Raw genomic sequence first — 20,985 nt, forward strand, 5'->3', positions numbered from 1 at the left:
GTGTCGGGGGATCGGCGGCTTCGCCGGCCGGCCGCCGCCCTCAGGCGCGGATGCCGACCAGGAAGCGGTCCATCTCGGCCGAGAGCCCCTCGGACTGACGCAGCAGGGCCGTGGCGGCCATGAGCACCTGATCGGCCGCGCCCCCCGTCCGCTCCGAGGCCTGGGCCACCCCGGCGATGGTGCCGGTCACCTCCGCGGCACCCTGCGTCGCCTGGGCGACGGCGCGCACGATCTCCCGGGTCGCCGTGCCCTGCTCGTCCACGGCCGCCGCGATCGCGGTCACCACGCCGTTGATCTCGCGGATCCGGTCGATGATCGTACCGATCGCGCCGACCGCCGCGCCGGTCACGCCCTGGATCCGGCCGATCTGCGCGGTGATCCCGTCGGTCGCCCGGGCAGATTTCTCGGCGAGCGCCTTCACCTCGCCCGCCACCACCGCGAAGCCCCGGCCGGCCTCCCCGGCCCGCGCCGCCTCGATGGTGGCGTTGAGCGCCAGCAGGTTGGTCTGCGCGGCGATGGACGCGATCAGCCGCACCACGTCGCCGACTTCCCGGGCCGCCGTCTGCAGCTCGGACACGAGGCCGGCGGTCTGGTCGGCCTCGCCGACCGCCTGGTGCGCGAGGCTCGACGCGTCGCCCGCCTGGCGGCCGATCTCCTGGATGGACTGGCCGAGTTCCTCGGTCGAGACCGCGACGGTGGTGATGTTGGCCGCCGCCTCCTCGGCGGCGCTCGCCACCGCCCCGGACTGGCTGGCCGTCTCCTGGGCGGTCAGGCTCATCTGGTGGGCCGTGTTCTAGAGCGCCCCCGCGGCGGACGAGACACGGTCCGCGATCTTGGCCACCGCCTCCTCGAAGGTCCGGGCCAGATCCAACCGGCCGCGCCGGCGCTCGGCGGCGGCGGCGGCCTCCGCCTGCTGCCTGCGCGCGGCCTCCGCGGCGGCGTTGCGGGCGACCATGGCCTTGATCTCCTCGACCGCGCGACCGACGATCCCGATCTCGTCGCCGCGCCGGGCCTCCGGGATCGCGGCCCCGATATCCCCCCGCGCCATGCGCTGCAGCGCGGCGACGAGGCGGTAGAGGGGCCGCGCCACGCCGAGGATGACGATCGCCGCCGAGAGGCCCAGGGCGACGAGCAGCCCCCCCAGGGCGGACCCGATCAGGACCATCCGGGCCTGCGCGGTCTCCCGCTGCGACGCGATCTTCGCCTCGCCGAGACGGGCTGCCGCCTGCGCTTCGTAAGCCTCCGCCGCCGCGTTGAACCGCGCCCGGATCTCACGGCCCGCGACGACGCCGACCTGGATCGCCGCGGCCCTGTCGTTCCCGAGGGCGAGAGCGTTGGAGCGGTCGAGCAGATCGAAATAGTCGCGCGCGATGGTGCCGAGGTTGCGCTGCATGTCCCGGATCTCCTTGCGCCGCGAACCCGCGGCGAGCGTCTCGAGATTGTCGGCCACGGCCTTGACGGCCGCATCGTATTGTTTCCTGAAGGCCGGACGGTCGATCTCCGGCTGGCCGATGACGATGTTGCGGTTCATGAGGGTCGCGTCGACGAATTTCTCGCGGACCTGCGCAAACATTTCCAGACGCGAAAAATAATAATCGACCATATAATTGCTTCTCTGCTCCATAAGATGGAGCGCATTCATCGAATAAATTACGATAAACGTGCTGGTGCAGACCATGATCAAGATGGGTACGGATATTTTGACGAGCAATCCGGCGTTCTGCAGGATGCGCATGCTTCTCTCTCTCCCACGTGCTCTCGTCGCGACGGTACCATGACAGGGCCTCGAAATCTCCCGACGTTTGCACTGCATGTTTTGAAATCGTCGTGGATTTATCGAGCGTTTTATAAATCAATAGATGAATAAGACAGCACTCAATTTTGACGCCTGTCTTCTGATCTCAAGAAATCAGATTGTGCTTTGCCAGGACCGAAATGGCCTTCGCGTTCGGGCCCCACATCCCGAGCGGCGGTCGCCGACGCTCAGGATGACGCGCATCGGACGCTTCGTGCCTCATCCCGGGCCGGGATTCACCGGATGGATCGGGATCCCATCCTGGTCGCTCGCGGGGGAGGGGACGCCCCGGGGCGATGCCGGAACGGTCCGGTGTCACGACCGTGCCGCCAGGGGCGGTCGCGCGCTTCGAAGGGCCGGATCCCCGTCGAGTTCCCCCAACCACAGGTCCCGCGCGCGGGGATGCAGACCGTGGTGCCCGGCCCCGATCCGCGCTCCGTGCCCCGTCCGTGCCCCGTGCGGGCTGGCGTCACGCCCTCCGGACGCCGCCGAGCCGCAGCCCGACGCGGCGCAGGCTGCGCCGGACCCGATGGCGCAGGAGCGCGGCGCGCTCGGCGAGGCTCAGCCGGCGGAGACAGAAGACGTGGGACACCCGCCCGAGCCGCGGGCCCGGATCCGGCTCGCCCTTGCGCAGGGGGATGTCCGGGCGCTCCGCCGATTGCGCGATCGTCAGGACGCGGGCGCCCCGGAGGGTGACGCTGCGGAACATCGCGCGCGTGTAGTAGGAGAATTCATCGTAGGCGACGAGACCGCGCCCCCGCCCGGTCTCCGGATCCTGCACCATCAGCGTGCCCGACCGCGGCCCGTAGGTGACGAGGATGCCGATCACGTCGCGGGGCCGCCCCAGGGGGATCTCGGCGCGGGCGCCCTCGGGAATCTCCCGGAAGTGCAGCGGGATGCCGTTGCGGCGCAGATCGAACCCGCAGACCTGGCCGGGGAGGGTGCGCAGGGGCAGCGATTCGAACCGGCCCGGCAGTCCCCGGAACCACGGGATGTAGTCGCGGCCCGGCGGCGGCGCGCGCAGGAAGCTGTAGACCAGGGTGCCGTAGAGGTCGGCCCCCGCCGGGCTCGCATGGGTCCCGTCCCTCAGGAGATAGGTGATGTCGCCGGCGCCGGCCGCCGCCACGGGGGCGGCGATATCGAGGGTCCGGATGCCGTAGAGGGCGCGGTACTCCGCGAGCAGGCCGGCGACGGGCTCGGCCGCGTAGTCGACCCCGCCCTGGTGGAGGTTGAGGAAGGCGACCGGCAGGTTCCGCCGGGCGGTCCCGGCGAGGATGTCGTCGAGATAGGCCCGCAGGGTCGCGCCGTCGAAATAGCGGACGTTGCCGGTGAACAGCTCCAGGAGGACGTGGTCGCAGGGGATCGCGTCCAGGATCTCGTCGATGAGGCCGGCGATGGAGGGCAGGGAGTGGCCGCCCCAGCCGCTCCGGACGAAGGTGACCGGGCGGCCCTCGGCCTCGGCCAGGGCGTTGGCCCGCTCGACATAGCCCGGCAGCTCCGTGACGCTGTAGCCGAGACAGAGGACGCGGACCATCGGAAGGGGGAACCGCTCGGCTCACGGTCGGGGAGGGGGATCGGGCCAGGTACCAGCCGATCCCGCCCGCGTCGAGGCGGCGGTCCTCAGTCGAGCACGATCGGGTAGCAGCGGGCGCCCACCGAGGCGGCGAGCACCTGCACGGCGCCCACCGTCGAGACGTCGCCGGCCACGTGGACCACGTCGGTGGAGCGCAGGCTCGGCAGGTGGGCGGTGAGGGGACCCGAGCGCACGTCCGGCGGCCGCTGGCGGCCGCGGTCGGCGCAGAGCACGATCCGGGCGACGCCGGTGCGGCGCAGCCAGTCCAGGCTCTCGCGCATGTACAGGTCGAGGGCGTCCCGGGCCCCGACCGCCAGCGCCATCTCGCGGGCGGGCTCGACGTAGCGGGCCGCCCGGGCGATCGCCCAGATCGCGCCGAAGCCGGCGCCGGCCGCCACCAGGACGAGGCGCCCGCCCCCGGGGCGGTACTGCCCCCGGCCCAGGGGGCCCTTGAGGCGCACGGGCTGGTCGAGCCGGATCGCGTCGACCGGGCCGCCCTCGGGGTCGCAGGCGACGTGGAACACCGCCTCGTTGATCTCGGCCGCGCCGTCGACCCGCAGGGTCGGGGACAGCGTCAGCGCTTGCATCCCCGCGAAGGTGACCAGCGCCTGGTGGCCGGGTTCGAGGGTGGGGCGCCGGGTCAGGGTCGCGACGATCTCGACGATGCCGGGGCTGAGCCGGCGGATCTCCGTGACATGGCCCTTGCGGACGGTGACGGGTTGGGCCGCCGCCGCCTCCTGGCCCGGGATCGGGGCCCCCGGGAGGGCCGGCCGCAGGGCCTCGGCCCGGGCCCGGCGGGCCGGCGGACGGCGCCCGGACGGCGCGACGGCCCCCTGGCCGGCGAGGAGGGTGCCGGGCTGGGCCTGCAGCGGCGCGATCATGCCCTCGGCGAGCGCCGCCTCGAGCGGCGTGTCGCCGGTCGAGACCCGCACCGACCGACCGTTGACGACGAGCGAGCAGCGCGCCCCCATGGCCTGACCCCGCATGTCCGCCGCGCGATCAGCGGGCACGGATCAGGAGCGAGTCGACCAGGGCCGCCCAGCGTTCCCGGGTCGCGCGGACGTCGTCGGTCGGGGCCGATTCGGTGAGGAGCTGGCGCTGCGCCCGCAGCGATTCGACCTCCTGCCGCTGGGCGCGGAGCACCGCCTTGACCACCTGAAGCTCGGTCTCGAGGCGGACGATCTCGTCGGCCTCGTCCAGATCGTTCGACAGGCCGTCCAGCAGGTCGTCGGCAGCCGCCTCGGCGGGGCGCGGATCGCGGCCGGGGCGGGGCAGACGGGTCCGGGCCTGCTGCTCGAGCCGCACCGGACGCGCCATCAGGCGGCGCACGAGATCGGAGCTGCCTGCCTGCTGGTAACGCCGCGCCGCCTCGGCCATCCGACCATCCCCATCCCGGGCGCTGAAGGACCCGTCCATCAACAGGATCTTGCGCGGGCATGGTTAAGGGCGGCTTAAACCGATCGATCGCTTTGTGCCCGTTGGCGGGACGCGACGGGCCCCCAAGGCATGTCCCCGAAACTCCGGCCCGGGAGCCCAACAGGGTGCAGGGTCGTCACCGCCCCTGCCACCGCGTCGATCGCCGGTCGGCAACGGACCGGATCGGCCGGGCCGGCCCGACCTCACGCCGCCTCCGGCGCCGCCCCGACGATCTGGCGGGCCTGGAGCATGGTCATCGGCTCGCCGAAGGCCGGGCCGAGCGCGTATTCGCAGCCGAGCCCGGCGAGCGCCTGGGCGTCGGCCTCGGACTCGCAGCCCTCCGCCACGATGGCGAGGTTCAATTCGCTCGCCATGCGGACGATGGAGCGCAGGATCGCGGTCTGCCCGGTGCCGATCTGGCGCACGAAGGTCGAATCGACCTTGATCGTGTCGAAGGGGAAGCGCTGCAGGTAGGAGAGCGCCGAGTAGCCGGTGCCGAAATCCGACAGGCACAGGCCCGCGCCGAGGTCGTGGATCCGCGCCAGCATCTGGGCGGCATATTCCGGGTTCTCCATCACCAGGCTCTCGCTGAATTCCAGCTTGAGCGAGCCCGGCAGCGCCCCGGAGCGGGCCAGCACGGTCTTCACGTCGTGCAGCAGGTCGTGGCGCAGGAGCTGGCGCGAGGACAGGTTGCAGGCCGCGAAGATCGGCGGCTCGACCTCCAGGGAGCGCTGCCAGGCGGCGAGCTCCAGGGCGGTCCGCTCCAGGGCGAAGATGCCGAGATTGACCACGAAGCCGCTCTCCTCGGCGAGCGGCAGGAAGGTCGTGGCCGGGATGCGCCCGAGCTTCGGATGGTCCCAGCGCAGGACGGTCTCAAACCCCGCCACGGTGCGGTCCTCGAGGCGGACCACCGGCAGGAACAGCACCTTCAGCTCGTTGCGCTCGATCGCCTTGCGCAGGTCGCTCTCCAGCATCAGCCGGTCGGTCCGGTCGGTGCGCATATGGGCGCGGAACACCTCGATCCGGTCGCCGCCGTTGCGCTTGGCCTGGATCATGGCGACCTCGGCGCTCTTGAACACCTCCTCGCGCTTCAGGTTGGCGCCGGCCTCGTGGAGGGCGAGCCCGATCGAGACGGTGAGGAAGATCTCCCGGTCCGCGTAGGTGATCGGCGTGGCGATCGCCCGGCGGATCATCTCGGCGAAGGCCAGGATCCGGTCGGGCTCGCGCTCCGACAGCAGGATCACCGCGAACTCGTCGCCCGCCACCCGGGCCAGCGTGTCCTGCGGCCGCAGCAGGCGGCCGAGCCGGCGGGACAGGGTCAGCAGGATCGAATCGCCCGCCGACAGGCCGATCGCGTCGTTGATGCCCTTGAACCGGTCGACGTCGAGCACGAGCACGGTCGGCTTGAGGCGCGGGTCCTGGCTGGCGAAGGCCAGAGCCGCGTCGAGGCGGTCGCCGAACAATTCGCGGTTGGGCAGGCCGGTGAGGCTGTCGTGCACGGCGTCGTGGAGCAGGCGCTCCTCGGCGGTCTTGATCTCGGTGACGTCCGCGATGGTGCCGACCACCCGGATCACCTCGCCGTCGGCGCCGATCACCGGCCGCGCCTTCAGCCGGTACCAGAAGAACGTGCCGGCGGCCGAGCGCAGGCGGAAATCGTGGACGATGCGGCCGCGCCGCTCCTCGATCACCGTGTCGAGGGCCGCCGAATAGCGCTCCACGTCGAACGGGTGGAGCGTGCCGAGCCAGTTGGTCGCCGGCCCCTCCAGGGTGCCGCGGGGCAGGCCCAGCTGGGCCTCGATCTCGGGACCCGCAAAAACCCGGTCGGCGGGCACGTCCCAGTCGAACACCACGTCGCCCGCCCCGGTCAGCGCCAGCGCCCGGCGCTCCGTGTCGGACACGAGGGCGTGGCTGAGGCCGCCCCCCGCGAAGGCGTGCTGGAGCACCGTGAAGCCGATCAGCATCACGATCAGCACGAGGCCGCCGATCAGCGCCGGCTGCACGAGGTCGCTGCCGATCTGGCCGGTGACCGCGAAGCCCGCCGCCGTCACCCAGATCACCAGCAGCAGCCAGGTCGGCACCAGCAGGATCGCCCGGTCGTAGCCGTTATGGACCGCGAGGTAGAGGATCAGCAGCAGCCCAATGCCGGCGACCGCCGCGATGGAGATGCGCGCCACCCCCGCGGCCACCGGCGGGTCGAACACCGCGAGCCCGACGAGGCCGGCCAGGAAGGCCAGCCAGAAGAACGCCACGTGGCTGTAGCGCACGTGCCAGCGGGCGAGGTTGAGATAGGCGAACAGGAAGACCAGGAGCGTCGCCCCGAGCACCGCCTCCGCGGAGGCCCGGTAGACCCGCTCGGCAAGTTCCGTGACCGGGAAGACCCGCTGCAGGAAGCCGAAATCGATGCACGCATAGGCGAGCACCGACCAGGCGAGCGCGGCGGCGGCGGGGAAGATGATCGCGCCCTTGACCACGAACACGATGGTCAGGAACAGCGCCAGCAGCCCGCTGATGCCGATGATGATGCCCTTGTAGAGGGTCAGGCCGGCGGCCTTCCGGCGATAGGCGTCCTGGTCCCAGAGGTGGAGCTGGGGGATGTTGGCGCCGCGCAACTCGGCCACGTAGGTGATGGTCGTGCCGGGATCCAGGGTGATGGTGAACTGGTCGGCTTCCGGATTCTCGTCCCGCTCCGGGCGGATGCCCTGGCTCGCCGTGATGGCGGCGATCCGCGAGCCGCCGAGATCCGGCCAGATCACCCCGGAATCCACCAGCCGGAAATGCGGGGCGACCAGGATGCGGTCGATCTGCTCGTCGGTGTCGTTGGTGAGCGCGAACACGATCCAGTCGGGCCGGGCGCCGGCATCGCGGGCCTTCACGACGATCCGGCGGACGATGCCGTCCTTGCCGGGCGCCGTGGAGATCTGGATCAGGTCGCCGTCCGAGCGATAGCGCTCGATGGCGGAGGTCAGGTCGATCACCGGCGCGTCGAGGGTGACGCGCACCGCCTCCACGGCCCGGGCGGGACCGCTGAGCGCGAGGGCACCGACGAGGCCGCCGACCAGGGTCAGGAGGAGGGCGAGGATGCGCAAGGGTGTCTTGACTTCCGGCCGTGCGAGAAGCGGCATCGACCGCCCGGGCGGCCTCGATCGATAGGTGCGGGCCCGACCCGGGGCAAGGTCGCCCCGGGGCCGGTCCACATGCCGCGGATCGCGCTCCTTTGCGGCCAAATCAAGTTGGGCGGGGCAGGGGCCGGCCGTTCCGGGGCGTCTCCGGGCCTGTCCGGCTCGGATTCTCCCCTGCGCGCCGATCCCCGTCGGCTTCACAGATCTTCCTCGGCGCGTGGGCGCAAGCGGCTCCGCCTCGCTCCCTCCCCCCTCTGCGGGGGAGGGTGGGCCGGCCGTCAGGCCGGGTCGGGAGAGGGGAGCCCGGCTTCAGGATAAGGCACAGCCTTCATGGCGGGCGCAGCTTCATCCTGCACCGTCGCCCCCCCCGAGCGGGACTTCGCCCCGCCCCCCTCCGGGGGGCCCCCTGCCCCGCAACGGGGAGGGAGGGAGGGCGCACGGCATGGCGCGCGCCCGCGCGGCCCACCAAAGAATCACGCCCCCCGGAGCGCGGCTCCGATCCGGTCCAGGCTGGGCAGCTTGCGGATCGGGCCGATCGCCGCCAGCGTCGGTGCGCCCTTGAGCATCGCGGCGGCCGCGGCGCGGACATCCGCCACCGTGACGGCGTCGACCTTGGCGATCACCTCCCCGGCGGGGATCACCCGGCCCCAGGCCAGGATCTGGCGGGCGTTGCGCTCGATCCGCCCGCCCGGGGTCTCCAGCGCCGAGAGCAGCGAGACCTTGAGCTGCGCCTTGGCCCGGGCGATCTCGGTGGCGTCGAGGTCGCGGGCCGCCCGGGCGGTGGCCGCGAGTGTCACGTCCACGAGCTCGGGCAGGTCCGCCCCCGCGGTCCCGGCGCCGATGCCGAACAGGCCGCAATCGGAGAACGGCCAGTGGAAGGCCTGGATCTCGTAGGCGAGGCCGCGGGTCTCGCGCACCTCCTGCCAGAGCCGGGAGGTCAGGCCGCCGCCGAGCACCTGCGCGAACATGTGCAGCGCGTAGTAGCCCGCGTCCCGGAACGACAGGCCCGGCAGGCCGATCACCACGTTGGCCTGTTCGAGCTTGCGCGGCATCCGCCGCTCGCCGCCGCCATAGACCCCCGGGACAGCGGCGGGCGCCCCCGCGGCCGGCAGGGCGCCGAAATGCCGCTCGGCCGCCGCCACGATCGCCTCGTGGGTCACGGCCCCGGCCCCGGCCACGACGATGCGGTCCGGCGTGTATTCCCGGGCGAGATAGGCGCGGATCCCGGCCTCGTCGAAACTCCGGATCGTCTCGGGCCGCCCCAGGATCGGCCGGCCGACCGGCTGGTCCGGGAAGGCGGCTTCGGTGAAGGCGTCGTAGACCACGTCGTCGGGGGTGTCCTCGACGGCGGCGTATTCCTGCAGGATCACGCCCTTCTCCCGGGCGAGTTCGCCGGCGTCGAACACCGAATCCGTGAGGATGTCGCCGATCACGTCGAGGGCGAGGCCGGCATCCTCGCCGAGCACCCGGGCGGTATAGCTCGTCCCCTCCGTGGAGGTGGCGGCGTTGATCTCGCCGCCGACATTCTCGATCTCCTCGGCGATTCTCTGGGCCGAGCGCGTCCGCGTGCCCTTGAACGCCATGTGCTCGATCAGGTGGGACAGCCCGGCCTCGTCCGCCCGCTCGTTGCGCGAGCCGGCCCCGACCCAGACGCCGAGGCTGGCGGTGGCCACGCCCGGCATCGGCTCGGTGACCACCGTGACGCCGTTGGGCAGCTGCGTCGTGCGCAGGGACGGGGAGGCGGCGTGCGTGGAGAAGTGCTGGTTCATCAACGGCTCGTCGCGTGGGGGGCCGAATCCGGCGCGGGATCCCTCCCCCGTCTGCGGGGGCGGGTGGCCCCCGAAGGGAGTCGGGAGTGGGGAACCCGGCTTCCGGAAGGGGCAAAAGCCTTCATGAAGGCCGAGCGATGTCCTGCACCGTCGCTCCCCTCTTGCGGGACTTCGTCCCGCCCCGACCCCTGCTGACGCAGAGGGCGCCCATTGGGCCACCCCCCCCCCCGCAGAGGGGGAAGGGGGACCGTCGCGCCAAGCTCACGCGCCCCTCGTGATGCGGGCGCGCGCGCGGATCAGCCGCTCCACGGCGGCCTGGTCGTTGGCTACCGGGGTCATGCGCTCGGGCCGGTCCATGAGGTCGGCGAGGTGCGGCGGCAGCGGCGGGCGCAGGCCGCCGGTGGCCTTGGCGACCGCGTCCGGGAACTTGGCGGGGTGCGCCGTGGCGAGGGCGACGACAGGGGTTGCGGGGTCCTGCTCCAGGAGCCGGCGGGCGGCGCGCACGCCGATGGCGCTGTGGGGATCGAGGACCACCCCGGTGGCCGCCTGGGTCAGGGCGATCTCTTCCATCACGTCGCTCTCCGGCACCGCGACGGCGTCGAACTCGGAGCGGATTGTGGCCAGCACCTCCGGGCTCAGGGAGAAGCCGCCGGACTGCTTCAGCCCGGCCATCAGCCGCGCGAGGGACGAGGCGTCGCGGCCGAGCGCCTCGAACAGCAGCCGCTCGAAGTTCGACGAGATCTGGATGTCCATGGAGGGCGAGGTCGTGGGCACGACCCCGCGCAGCGCGTAGGCGCCGTGCTCCAGGGTGCGCACCAGGATGTCGTTGGCGTTGGTGCCGATCATCAGCCGCTCGATCGGCAGGCCCATCCGCTTGGCGACCCAGCCGGCGAGCACGTCGCCGAAATTGCCCGTAGGCACCGCGAAGGAGACCGGGCGGTGGGGGGCGCCCAGAGCGACCGCGCTGGTGAAGTAGTAGACGGCCTGCGCGGCGACCCGGGCCCAGTTGATCGAGTTGACCCCGGACAGGCGCACCGCATCGGCGAAATCGGCGTGCTGGAACAGGGCTTTGACCAGGTTCTGGCAATCGTCGAAGGTGCCGTCGACGGCCAGCGCGTGGACGTTCTGGGCCGGCACCGAGGTCATCTGCCGCCGCTGGACCTCGGACACGCGCCCGTGCGGGTAGAGGATGAAGATGTCGACCCGGTCGAGGCCGCCGAAGGCCTCGACGGCGGCCGAGCCGGTATCCCCCGAGGTCGCACCCACGATGGTGGCGCGGGTGTCGCGCTGGACGAGGACGTGGTCCATCAGCCGCCCGAGCAGCTGCATCGCCACGTCCTTGAAGGCGAGCGTCGGCCCGTGGAAGAGCTCCAGCAGGAACAGGTTGTCGTCGAGCTGGGTCAGCGGGCAGACCGCCGGATGGCGGAACGTGGCGTAGGACTCGTCGATCATCCGGTCGAGGTCCGGGCCGGCGATCTCGCCGTCGATCAGCGGGCGGAGCACGCGCTTGGCGGCCTCCGCGTAGGGCCGGCCCGCCAGCGCGGCGATCTCCGCGCGGCCGAGCTGCGGCCAGGTCTGGGGCACGTAGAGCCCGCCGTCGCGGGCGAGGCCCGCCAGGAGCGCGTCCGAGAACGAGAGCGGCGCGGCCTCGCCGCGGGTCGAGACGTGGAGCACAGGGGCCTCCGAGGAAGGCGCCCCGTCTACACGATGCCGGCGGGCGTGTCGAAAGAAGAGGGCGGTCTCCGCCGCGCGGCCGGTCTGCCCGCGGGGCAGGGCCGGTGGTTTAACCGGGGCTGAACGGCACGGTTCAGGGCCGGTTCGGACACCGACGCCTATCAGCCGGATGGCCCGGCGACGCGCGGATCCCTGCGCAAAGATGCGGGCGGACCGATCCTCGAAGAGAGCCGACATGACCCGAATCATCGCCCTGGCCGGCGTCGCGGCCCTGCTGTCCGGCACCGTGGCCTTCGCCCAGACCCCGCCGCCGCCGCCCGGCGGCCCGAGACCCGGCCCCGAGGCCGGTGCGCCGCCGCCGCCGCCCCCGGGCGGGCCCCGGCGCGGCCCCGGCCCCGACGGCCCGCCGCCCCCGCCGCCGAGGGGCGCCCATTTCGTGATCGCGCGCGGCGACGCCCGCCTCGACGTGAAATGCGCCGACGACGAGACGACGAAGGCCTGCGCCGACATCACCCTGCAGCTCCTCGACAAGCTCGCGACCCTCCGGTCCGACGCGCGCTGACCCCGCCGGCGCCGGGCGCCGCCGCTCAGGCGTTGGTGCCCGGCGCCTTGATCAGGCGGCAGCCGGTGATGCGCCAGCGCCCGTCCGCATCCCGGGCGAGGCTGTATTCGGCGGTCCAGTCGACGCCGTACTCGTCCTGGATCGCCACCGACTGCGTCACCCCCGCCGCGTCCGTGTCCTGCGCTTCGCCGAACACGAAGCTGCGGTGGCGGTAGACCGGGCGGTACTGGTTGCGCACCATGCCGAGGAACAGGTCGGCATTCGGGAACAGCTCCCGGATCGCCGGTGCGGCCTGATCGTAGGCGGCCTGCGCGTCGTCGCGGCCGAAGGCCTGTTCCTGCGCGGCGATCACCGCCCGGGCCGCCGCCCGGCCCCCCTCGTCGGCGGCCGCCGGTCCCGCGAGGCCGAGGACGAGGAGGAGGGCGGGCCACGCGCGCATCGCTGTCACTCCGGCAAGACCGAACCGAGACTTATCATCGACGTCAGGAAATGGTCTCCGGTTCGGCGACGACAATCGGCGCGCGACATCGCATTCAGACTTCCCGCATGGAAACCTGTTCTGGCCCTGCGGCCCGCACGCATCGAGCGCGCATGGGTTGGGCAGGCATCGCGCTGCGGTTGTGCAAGCCGCTGGAAAGAGAGGCATTTTCGCGCCGAATCGCCGCCGCGGGTTTGACCCTCCAGCCCGGTTTTGCGAGCCTCCGATCGGCCGACTCAGGTCCCGGGCGTCGGGAGCCGGCCCGGTGGAGTGCAGGTGGATGACGCAGAGCGAGGCCGCGACGGGGGCGCCGTCGCCCGGGGATCCCGCCGGCGGGACGCCGGGCGGACAGGCGGCCATGAGCCTCGGGGTGTTCATCCCGATCGGCAACAACGGCTGGCTCCTGTCGGAGAACGCCCCGCAGTACCGCCCGAGCTTCGCGCTCAACAAGGCGATCACCCTGAAGGCGGAGGGCTACGGGTTCGACTTCGCCCTGTCGATGATCAAGCTGCGCGGCTTCGGCGGCAAGACCGAGTTCTGGGACCACAACCTCGAATCCTTCACCCTGATGGCCGGGCTCGCGGCCGTCACCACCCGGATCCGGCTGTTCGCCACCGCGGCGACCCTGTGCCTGCCGCCGGCGATCGTCGCCCGCATGGCCGCGACCATCGACTCGATCTCGGACGGGCGCTTCGGCCTGAACCTCGTCACCGGCTGGCAGAAGCCGGAATACGACCAGATGGGCCTGTGGCCGGGCGACGCGTATTTCGCCAATCGTTACGCATACCTGGCCGAGTATGCTCAGGTGCTGCGCGCGCTGTGGGAGACCGGCGTCAGCGACCTCAAGGGCACGTATTTCCAGATGAACGATTGCCGGCTGAGCCCCCGGCCGCAGGCGCCGATGAAGATCATCTGCGCCGGCCAGAGCGGGGCGGGGCTGGCCTTCACGGCGCAGTATGCCGACTACAATTTCTGCCTGGGCAAGGGTCTCAACACGCCCACCGCCTTCGCGCCCGTGGTCGACAGGCTGGCGGAGGCCAGCGCGAAGACCGGGCGGCGGGTGACCTGCTACGCCCTGTTCATGATCGTCGCCGACGAGACCGACGCCGCGGCCATGGCCACCTGGGAGCACTACCGGGCGGGGGCGGATGCCGAGGCGATCGCGTGGCTCGGCCGCCAGGGCGCGGCCGACACGACCTCCGGGGCCGACACCAACGTGCGCCAGCTCGCCGATGCCGCCGGGGCGGTGAACCTCAACATGGGCACCCTGGTGGGCAGCTACGCCACCGTGGCCGCCATGCTCGACGCGATCGGGGCGATCGCCGGGGTGGAGGGCGTGCTGCTGGTGTTCGACGATTTCCTCAAAGGGCTCGACGCCTTCGGGACGCGGATCCAGCCGCTGATGCACACGCGCCGGCACATCGCCGCGGCGCCGCTGGCGGAGGTCGCGTGATGGGCGCCGCCCCCGCGGGGTTCCGCGATGCAAGGGGCCGGCACGGCGGCGTGACGCTGCCGGCCCGGCCGGAACCGATCGCCTTCGATCCCGCCGCCACGGTGCTGATCGTGGTGGACGTGCAGAACGCCTATGCGAGCCCGGGGGGCTACCTCGACCTCGCGGGGTTCGACGTGTCGGGCACCGGCCCGGTCATCGCCCAGATCGTCCGCGCGGTGGCGGCGGCGCGGGCTTCCGGGATCCGGGTCCTGTGGTTCCAGAACGGCTGGGACCCGGACTACGTCGAGGCCGGCGGCCCGGGCTCGCCGAACTGGCACAAGTCGAACGCCCTCAAGACGATGCGGCGGCGACCCGACATGAACGAGCGCCTGCTCGCCAAGGGCTCGTGGGACTACGCCCTGGTCGACGCCCTGAAGCCGGAGCCCGAGGATATCGTGCTCGGCAAGCCGCGCTACAGCGGCTTCTACAACACGCCGCTCGACAGCATGCTGCGGGCAAGGGGCGTGAACACGCTGGTCTTCACCGGCATCGCCACCAATGTCTGCGTGGAATCGACCCTGCGGGATGGCTACCACCGGGAGTATTTCGGGATCGTCCTGGCGGATGCCACCCATCAGGCCGGGCCGCGGAGCCTGCACGAGGGGGCGCTCGCCAATATCGAGACCTTCTTCGGCTGGGTCTCGGACGTGGCGTCGTTCGAACAGGCCCTGGCCGCGCAGGCGCGCACCGCCGCCGGATAGACCGCCCGCCGTCCCGGCACCCGCAACGCGAAAGTCCCGAAAAAATGCCGAAGCAGGTCGTCGTTCCGCCGGGTTCGGCCAAGCCCCTGGCGCCCTATGTGCCGGGCACGCTGGCCGACGGGGTGCTGTACGTCTCGGGCACGCTGCCGCTCGATCGGCAAGCCAACGTCGTCCATGTCGGCGACGCCGGCGCCCAGACCCGCCACGTGCTGGAAACGATCAAGGGCGTGGTCGAGGCCGCGGGCGGCACGATGGACGACGTCACCTTCAACCACGTCTTCCTGACGGACTGGGCCGATTACGCGGCGATCAACGCCGTCTACGCGGAATACTTCCCGGGGGAGAAGCCGGCGCGGTACTGCATCCAGTGCGGGCTGGTGAAGCCCGACGCCCGCGTGGAGATCGCCTCCGTGGCCCATATCGGCCGGTGACGGACGGTCCGGCTTCGACCCCTCGGTCGCAGGTCTGGCCGGTCTCGAGTGTCCCGCAGGCGCCGGGCGCCGCGCCCGGTCATGGACCCGGCGTCGCGCGATCGGGAACCTGCGGGACACCCCGGGCGGGACGGAGCCCCGTCACCAACGGACGTTGAAGCTTCCCTTGATGGCGTGGCTCTCTGCCCGCTCACCCACCTGTCCGACATAGGCTACGCCCACTGTCGTGCTGGTCGCCACCTGCCAGTCCAGACCGACCATGGTCACCAGCGCATCCCGCGCGACCGGTGCGCCCGCCGTCTGGAACGTCTGCGTCCCACCCCCGAAGGCCAGCAGCGCGGACGGGACGACATCTCCGAACGCCCGCCGGTAGCCGATCAGACCGCGCGCGACCACCGGGCGCTCCGTCCCGAACAGATCCAGCAGCACCTGCCCCTGGAGGCCGGTCGTGGCCGTCTGGATGTCGTAGGAGCGCCCGAACACCGTCAGCGCCGAGGCGCCGCCCACCTCCGTGAAACCCTCGCGGTGGACGTGCAGCGCAGACCCGCCCACGAACGGCTCGACATAGCCCTGCGCGCAGGCGAACCGGTAGCCGACCTCGCCGAAGCCGTAGGCGCTGTCACCCCCCCGCCTTGCCGGTCAGCGCTTGGCTGAAGCCGGGGAAGATCACGGTACGGCGCGTGTCCAGCGCATCGCCCGAGTAGACCGCCCCGAGCCGCACCTGCAGCGGCCCCACCGGCCCGCGGGCATAGATCGCAGCCAGACCGCTCTCGATCTGTCCGGTCGACTGCCGGGCGCTGACGTCGAAGGCCGTGAGGCTGTAGCCGGCCGCGATACCCGCCTGCCACCCGTCCAGGGGTCCCCCGAGCACGCCCGGCGCGGTCTCGATGCCGAGCATGAACCCGCCGGCCTGCGCGGTGAGGCGGTCGGTGTTGGCGGTTCTGGCGGTCTCGCCGAACGCGCCGAAGACCTGGCCCCAGACCGCGTAGGTCGGCGGCAAGGGCCGCACCGGTATGAGGCTGACGGTCGGGGCGCCGGACCCGCCGGTGGTGTAGGTTGCCGGCAGGGTAGTGCCGGGGGCGAAGCGCTGGCCGATCGAGCCCGTCAGGCCGGGGCCGCCGAGGCCGAGGCCCTGAGCGAAACCGTTGCTCTCGCCGAAGCGCAGGTGGTCGAAGATCGTTTCCTGGACCAGGAAGGCGATCTGGGCTTGGGCGCTCGCGGCACTGGCCTGGACCTCGCCCGAGAGGGCGTTGAGCGCCTGGATCGCACCCGGTGCTGACTGTGTCAGGACCGCCGAAGCAACCACCGCGGCCGGCGTCGTGGACTGCGTCGCGGCCGGTGTCGTGGACTGCGCCGCGGTCGATGTCGTGGACTGCGTCGCGGCCGATGTCGTGGACTGCGTCGCGGCCGGTGTCGTGGACTGCGCCGCGGCCGATGTCGTGGACTGCACCGCGGCCGGTGTCGTCGGCTGCGTCGCAGCCGGTGTCGTGGATTGCGCTGCGGCTGGCGGCGTTGATCGCGTCGCGGCCGGCGTCGCGGCCGGGGGTGTCGTCGAGACTGCGGCCTGGACAGCTGTGGCGGTGCTGGTCTGGTTGGGCGTGGTCGACACGCTCTGGACCGGCGCGGTCTGCGTGAGCGTCAGCACCACCGTGTTGTTGGGATAGCTGAGGCTCGGCGTCAGGAACGCCATGTTCGAAGTTACGGACCCGAACGTACCGGACACGGTCTGAGCGGCGAGGATATTGTAGGTGTTGGAGGCCGCGTAGGTGCCCGAGCCGGCCAGCACGGAGACCTGGGCGCCGCCCAGCGTCGCGACACCGGTCGCGGCGATGCGATCGGAGGCCGTGGGCGTGGCGCGGACAGCGTAGGTCGCGCCCGCGGCGAAGGTGACGGATCCATTGACCGTCAGCGTCGTGGGCGCACCCGAGACCGCACCGGGACTGACGAGGCCGCCGTTGGCGACGGCGAGACTCCCGATGGTGCCGGACCCCGCCAGCGTCCCACCGGAGCCGACCGTGAACGGTGCCGCCGAGAGCGAACCGGTGACGTTGAGAATCCCGCCTCTGACGGTCCAGGGGTCGGACAGGGTGTTGTTGGTCCCTGTCAGCGCCCAGGTGGAGGCTCCGGTCTTCTCGTAGGTGGAAAAGCCCTGATACTGGGCCGTGGGCGAGCCGACGGGGCCGAGCAGGGATGCGTCGAAGCTGGCATTGGTCGCGCCGCCGAGTGCGAACGTGGCGGTGCCACCCTGCACCACCGCGAGGCCGGTGACGGTGTAGCCCGCCTGCAGTTCCAGGCGGTTGGTCCCGCCGGTGAAGGTGATGGCATTGGCGCGCGTCGTACCGTCGCCGCCGAGGCCCCCCGAGACGGTGCCGGCGTTGACGACGCTCAGGTCGGAACCGGTGATCCCGGCGCCTCCAAGGCCAGGGGTGCCGTTGGGGCTCCCCCCCGCGCCGTTTCCGGCCGCGCCGCCATTGCCACCGCTGATCGTGCCGGAATTGGTGATGGCCGCGCCCGCGCCGACGATGCCGGGACCGCCCGGACCGCCGTTTCCGCCCCGACCTCCGATTCCGTCGCGTGAACCTGACGTGTTGTTGACGCCCCTGGGCTGACCGGCACCGCCGTCGCCGCCGGTCCCGCCGCTGCCGCCGGTCACCGTGCCGGTATTCGTGAACGTTGCGTTCGTCCCGGTGAACGAGACGCCCGCGGCGCCGGCGCCGCCGTTTCCGGCATCGCCGCCGTCACCGCCGCTGCCGGTCCTGTTCGGTCCGCCGCTCACGCCGCCGGTCCCGCCGGCGGCCCCCGCGCCACCGGAGCCGCCGATGATGGTGCCGCTGCTGGTGAAGACGGCGTTCGGTCCCGAGAACGAGACGCCGAAGCCGCCGGCACCGCCGTCGCCGCCATGACCGCCGGCGCCGCCGTCGGTGGTGTAATTGAGCAGGCTGTCACCCCCGCCGGTGGCGCCCCGGCCGCCGGCACCGCCGAGGCCACCCTGGACCCGGCCCCCGTTGGTGAACGCGGCGCCGGCCCCGGAAAAGACAGCGCCGATGCCGCCGGCACCGCCGGTGCTGCCGGAGCCCCCGGCACCGTCCGTGCCGCTGAAGTACACTCGTCCCCCGGGGCCGCCGTCGCCCCCAACGCCGCCTGCACCGCCTCCGAGGGTGCCGGTGTTGGAAAACGTCACGCTCGAACCCGTGACCGACACGCCGGCACCGCCAGCGCCGCTCGGGCCGCCATCCCCGCCGTGCCCCGCGGTCGCCGGGGAGAAGGGAGCGCTGCTGTCTCTGCCAGCGCCACCGGTCCCGCCGGTGCCGCCGGCCCCGCCGGCCCCGCCGGTCACGGTTCCCGCGTTGCTGTTGCTCGCATTGCTGCCGGAAACGTCCGCCCCTGAAGTCCCCGCCGTGCCCGCTCCGCCTGTCGCACCTGCCGTCCCGGTGGCCCCCTGTGTACCGGCCGCACCTGCGGGACCGACGTTGCCAGCTCCACCGGTTATGGTGCCACCTGACCCGTTGTTGAGCGTCCCGACATTCACACCCTGCGCCAGGACATGTCCGGGCGCCACCGCCATCGCGAAGATTCCAACGCTCGCGACCGCGGCCGAAAATGTAAGGGCCTGGCGCAAGTCAAGCACACTATAAGTGGGTGTTTTCATGATTGATCTCGCAGCCTGATAAAAAAGCTCCAGAGCCTATGGAATTTTTCACCGTGACGCGTGTTTGCAATTCAGATTTTTAAGCGCAAGTGACAGGGCATCATCCGGCCATCGAAAAATTGTAACTGACGGATTTATGCAACATTCGATCTCGAAATATTGCAAATATATATTCTAATATTCGATCATGTATATTTGAATTGTTATATTAAACATCGAATTTTATGATTTATTGACCAAACTGGTCGAATTTTCAGGGATGAAAATTTGAATCGGTCCGGATCGACCGCGTGGCGCGCGGATGCGGCCGCGCACAGGTCCGGGAGGTCGCCGCGACGGTGTGCGCACGCGGACCGGCCCGGCATCTATTATTCGCGACGCGCGCATGTCCGGGACGCGACTCGGAGATCGGGCCCGGTCGGCTCCTGTCGGCTCCTGCCGGCTTGGGCCCGAACCCGTGGGATCAGCCGGTCGGCCGCGCCAGAAGGCTTCGCACGAGGCCCGGCAGCGCCGCCGCCAGGAGGCCGGCCGCGCGCAGCACCGCCGCGGCCTCGTCCGGCGCGCGGCGGGCGAGCGCCAGGGCGAGCCGCAGCGGCACCTGCGCGCCGAAGCTCGCCGCCGTGACGGCCAGGGCGGTCGCGGTGCCGTGGTGCTTGCCGGCGTAGAGGATCTGGCTGCGCAGGAAGTAGAACAGCCGCCGCGCCCGCACCTGCCGGGTCGTGCCCTGGCCGAGATGGCGGGCGACCGCCCCGGCCACGTGCCGCACGCAAAAGCCCGCCGCCCGGGCGCGGGTGCAGAGGTCGACATCCTCCCAGTAGACGAAGAAGCGCGGGTCGAACCCGCCGAGGGCCCGGAACAGGTCGCGGCGGATCATCAGGAAGGCGCCCATCACCTGATCGACGGCGCGGTCCTCCGCGTGGTCCCAGTCGAGGAGGAAATGCGGGGGCACGAGCCCGATCCGGTCCAGCGCCAGGGCGCGGCCGAGGAGGCCGAGCGCCGAGGGGGCCCGGGCGCAGGAGCGCGCAGTCCGCCCCTCGGGGTCAACGAGCCGGGCGCCGACGATCCCGGTCCGCGGATCGGCCGTCAGGGCGGCCCGGGCCAGGCGGAGCGCGTCGGGCGCCACCTGCGTGTCCGGGTTGAGGAACAGGATCGCCGGGGCGTCCCCGGCGGCGGCCCCCTGGTCGCAGGCCCGGCCGAAGCCGCGATTCTCCGCGTTCCGGATCAGCCGGAGGGGGCGGGGCAGGGGCGGCAGGTCGCTCGTCGAGTCGTCCCGGGAGGCGTTGTCGACCAATATGACCTGCACGGAGCCGGCATCCTGGACGGATGCGAGGCTCGCCAGGCAGGCGTGGAGCAGGGTGCCGCCGTTCCAGTTGACGATCACCACGTCCAGATCGGCCCGGGGGGCAGGGCGGTCGGTCAAAACAGGTCCTTCGGCGGGCCGAGGCGCCCGAGGGCGCCGTCGCGGGCGGCCGCGAGGAGCCGCAGCAGCACGGCGGGCCGAAAGCCCGAATCCGCCCAGTAGAGCCCGGCCTGGACGGGCAGGTAGGCGGCCTGGGCGAGCTTCCAGCGCAGCGGCACGTGCGGCAGGCGCCAGGCATAGACCGCGTTGCGCAGGTAGGTCGCCATGCGGAACAGGGGCTGGCGCGGCATCGTGATCCCGAAGGCGCGGATCACCCCGCCGCCGACCCGGTGGGGGATCGCGACGGCGCGCGCGAGATAGCAGCCGAAGCCGAGGCTCCAGGCGCGAAAACACCATTCGAGCTCGACCCCGTCGATGAAGAAGTCGGCGCGGAACGGGCCGATCCGGGCCAGGGCGGCGAGGTCGATCAGCGAGCCCGAAGTCGCCAGGAACTGCACCGGGGCGAGGTCGCCGCAGGCCCGCGCGCCGGGGCGGCGCGGGTAGGCCGGCGCCTTGTGGCCGGGGGCCGGCGCCGGGGCGGGGCCCACCACCGCCGCCGGGATCCCGGCGGCCCGCAGCCGGCCGCGGGCCGCCAGCAGCGCGGCGGCGAGGCCGGCCGGCGGCTCGGCATCCTGGTCGAGGAGCAGGAGCGCGTCGGCCCCCGCGGCCCGGGCGGCCCCGGCGATCCGGTCGAGCGCCGCGGCGATGCCGAGGTTGCGCCCCTCCGACAGCAGGGGCACCCCGGCGCGGGCGAGGCGCGCCGCGTCCCCGGCGGCGAGACCGCCATTGTCGAAGGCGATCACCGCGGCGTAGCCGGCCGGGACCTGCGCCAGGACGCGGTCCACCTGGCTCGGGTCCGGCCGGAACAGGGTGATCCCGACGGCGACGCGCCCCAGCCGCGGATCAGGCACCGGCCGTATCCCGATG

At 72.1% G+C, this 20,985-nt stretch carries 14 protein-coding genes and 2 pseudogenes; 4 read left to right on the top strand and 12 right to left on the bottom strand.

Annotation, left to right across the window (positions count from 1 at the left end; all coding sequences use genetic code 11):
* Positions 1–40: 40 nt before the first annotated feature.
* The 7 genes and pseudogenes from AC3IF3_RS24930 to thrC form a co-directional block, all read right to left on the bottom strand.
* A pseudogene (locus tag AC3IF3_RS24930) lies at positions 41–1,624 on the bottom strand (methyl-accepting chemotaxis protein).
* Positions 1,625–2,264: 640 nt separating this feature from the next.
* Positions 2,265–3,329, bottom strand: a complete 1,065-nt coding sequence (locus AC3IF3_RS24935) for an SGNH/GDSL hydrolase family protein (protein ID WP_489230686.1) — start codon at positions 3,327–3,329, stop codon at positions 2,265–2,267.
* Between the two features lie 86 nt (positions 3,330–3,415).
* Positions 3,416–4,339, bottom strand: coding sequence for a ferredoxin reductase domain-containing protein (locus AC3IF3_RS24940; RefSeq protein ID WP_489231363.1), 924 nt, complete (start codon positions 4,337–4,339; stop codon positions 3,416–3,418).
* 28 nt (positions 4,340–4,367) lie between these two features.
* Positions 4,368–4,745: a hypothetical protein gene (locus AC3IF3_RS24945; protein ID WP_489230687.1), complete on the bottom strand. Its 378-nt coding sequence runs from the start codon at positions 4,743–4,745 to the stop codon at positions 4,368–4,370.
* Between the two features lie 242 nt (positions 4,746–4,987).
* Positions 4,988–7,906, bottom strand: coding sequence for an EAL domain-containing protein (locus tag AC3IF3_RS24950; RefSeq protein ID WP_243968758.1), 2,919 nt, complete (start codon positions 7,904–7,906; stop codon positions 4,988–4,990).
* A 470-nt stretch (positions 7,907–8,376) separates the two neighbouring features.
* The gene (locus AC3IF3_RS24955) at positions 8,377–9,672 is read right to left on the bottom strand and encodes a M16 family metallopeptidase (protein WP_243968760.1); all 1,296 of its coding nucleotides are present in this window, start codon (positions 9,670–9,672) and stop codon (positions 8,377–8,379) included.
* 261 nt (positions 9,673–9,933) lie between these two features.
* The gene (gene thrC, locus AC3IF3_RS24960; protein WP_489230689.1) at positions 9,934–11,346 is read right to left on the bottom strand and encodes a threonine synthase; all 1,413 of its coding nucleotides are present in this window, start codon (positions 11,344–11,346) and stop codon (positions 9,934–9,936) included.
* 235 nt (positions 11,347–11,581) lie between these two features.
* On the opposite strand from thrC, the gene AC3IF3_RS24965 reads away from it, so the two are divergent.
* Complete coding sequence (locus AC3IF3_RS24965; protein ID WP_243968764.1) at positions 11,582–11,908, top strand: hypothetical protein; 327 nt, start codon at positions 11,582–11,584, stop codon at positions 11,906–11,908.
* Positions 11,909–11,933: 25 nt separating this feature from the next.
* On the opposite strand, the gene AC3IF3_RS24970 is transcribed toward AC3IF3_RS24965, so the two are convergent.
* Positions 11,934–12,347, bottom strand: coding sequence for a DUF4864 domain-containing protein (locus tag AC3IF3_RS24970; protein ID WP_243968765.1), 414 nt, complete (start codon positions 12,345–12,347; stop codon positions 11,934–11,936).
* A gap of 397 nt (positions 12,348–12,744) precedes the next feature.
* On the opposite strand from AC3IF3_RS24970, the gene rutA reads away from it, so the two are divergent.
* From rutA to rutC, 3 genes are read left to right on the top strand one after another with little or no spacing between them, the layout of a single operon-like run.
* Positions 12,745–13,839 (top strand): pyrimidine utilization protein A, encoded by a 1,095-nt coding sequence (rutA, locus tag AC3IF3_RS24975; protein ID WP_489231364.1) that lies wholly within the window; start codon positions 12,745–12,747, stop codon positions 13,837–13,839.
* Positions 13,839–14,579: a pyrimidine utilization protein B gene (gene rutB / locus AC3IF3_RS24980; protein WP_489230690.1), complete on the top strand. Its 741-nt coding sequence runs from the start codon at positions 13,839–13,841 to the stop codon at positions 14,577–14,579. The genes rutA and rutB overlap by 1 nt, the downstream gene beginning before the upstream one ends.
* Before the next feature lie 44 nt (positions 14,580–14,623).
* Positions 14,624–15,010, top strand: coding sequence for a pyrimidine utilization protein C (rutC, locus tag AC3IF3_RS24985; RefSeq protein WP_243968769.1), 387 nt, complete (start codon positions 14,624–14,626; stop codon positions 15,008–15,010).
* Positions 15,011–15,151: 141 nt separating this feature from the next.
* Here rutC and AC3IF3_RS24990 read toward each other — a convergent pair.
* From AC3IF3_RS24990 to AC3IF3_RS25005, 4 genes and pseudogenes are all read right to left on the bottom strand, one after another.
* Positions 15,152–15,607: pseudogene (locus AC3IF3_RS24990) on the bottom strand (autotransporter outer membrane beta-barrel domain-containing protein); the annotation flags it as partial.
* Between the two features lie 22 nt (positions 15,608–15,629).
* Positions 15,630–18,212 (bottom strand): autotransporter outer membrane beta-barrel domain-containing protein, encoded by a 2,583-nt coding sequence (locus AC3IF3_RS24995; RefSeq protein WP_489230691.1) that lies wholly within the window; start codon positions 18,210–18,212, stop codon positions 15,630–15,632.
* Between the two features lie 910 nt (positions 18,213–19,122).
* Positions 19,123–20,079, bottom strand: a complete 957-nt coding sequence (locus AC3IF3_RS25000) for a glycosyltransferase family 2 protein (RefSeq protein WP_489230692.1) — start codon at positions 20,077–20,079, stop codon at positions 19,123–19,125.
* Complete coding sequence (locus AC3IF3_RS25005; protein ID WP_489230693.1) at positions 20,076–20,969, bottom strand: glycosyltransferase family protein; 894 nt, start codon at positions 20,967–20,969, stop codon at positions 20,076–20,078. The genes AC3IF3_RS25000 and AC3IF3_RS25005 overlap by 4 nt, the downstream gene beginning before the upstream one ends.
* Positions 20,970–20,985 lie beyond the last annotated feature (16 nt).

The sequence above is a fragment of the Methylobacterium sp. J-118 genome (assembly GCF_057836565.1).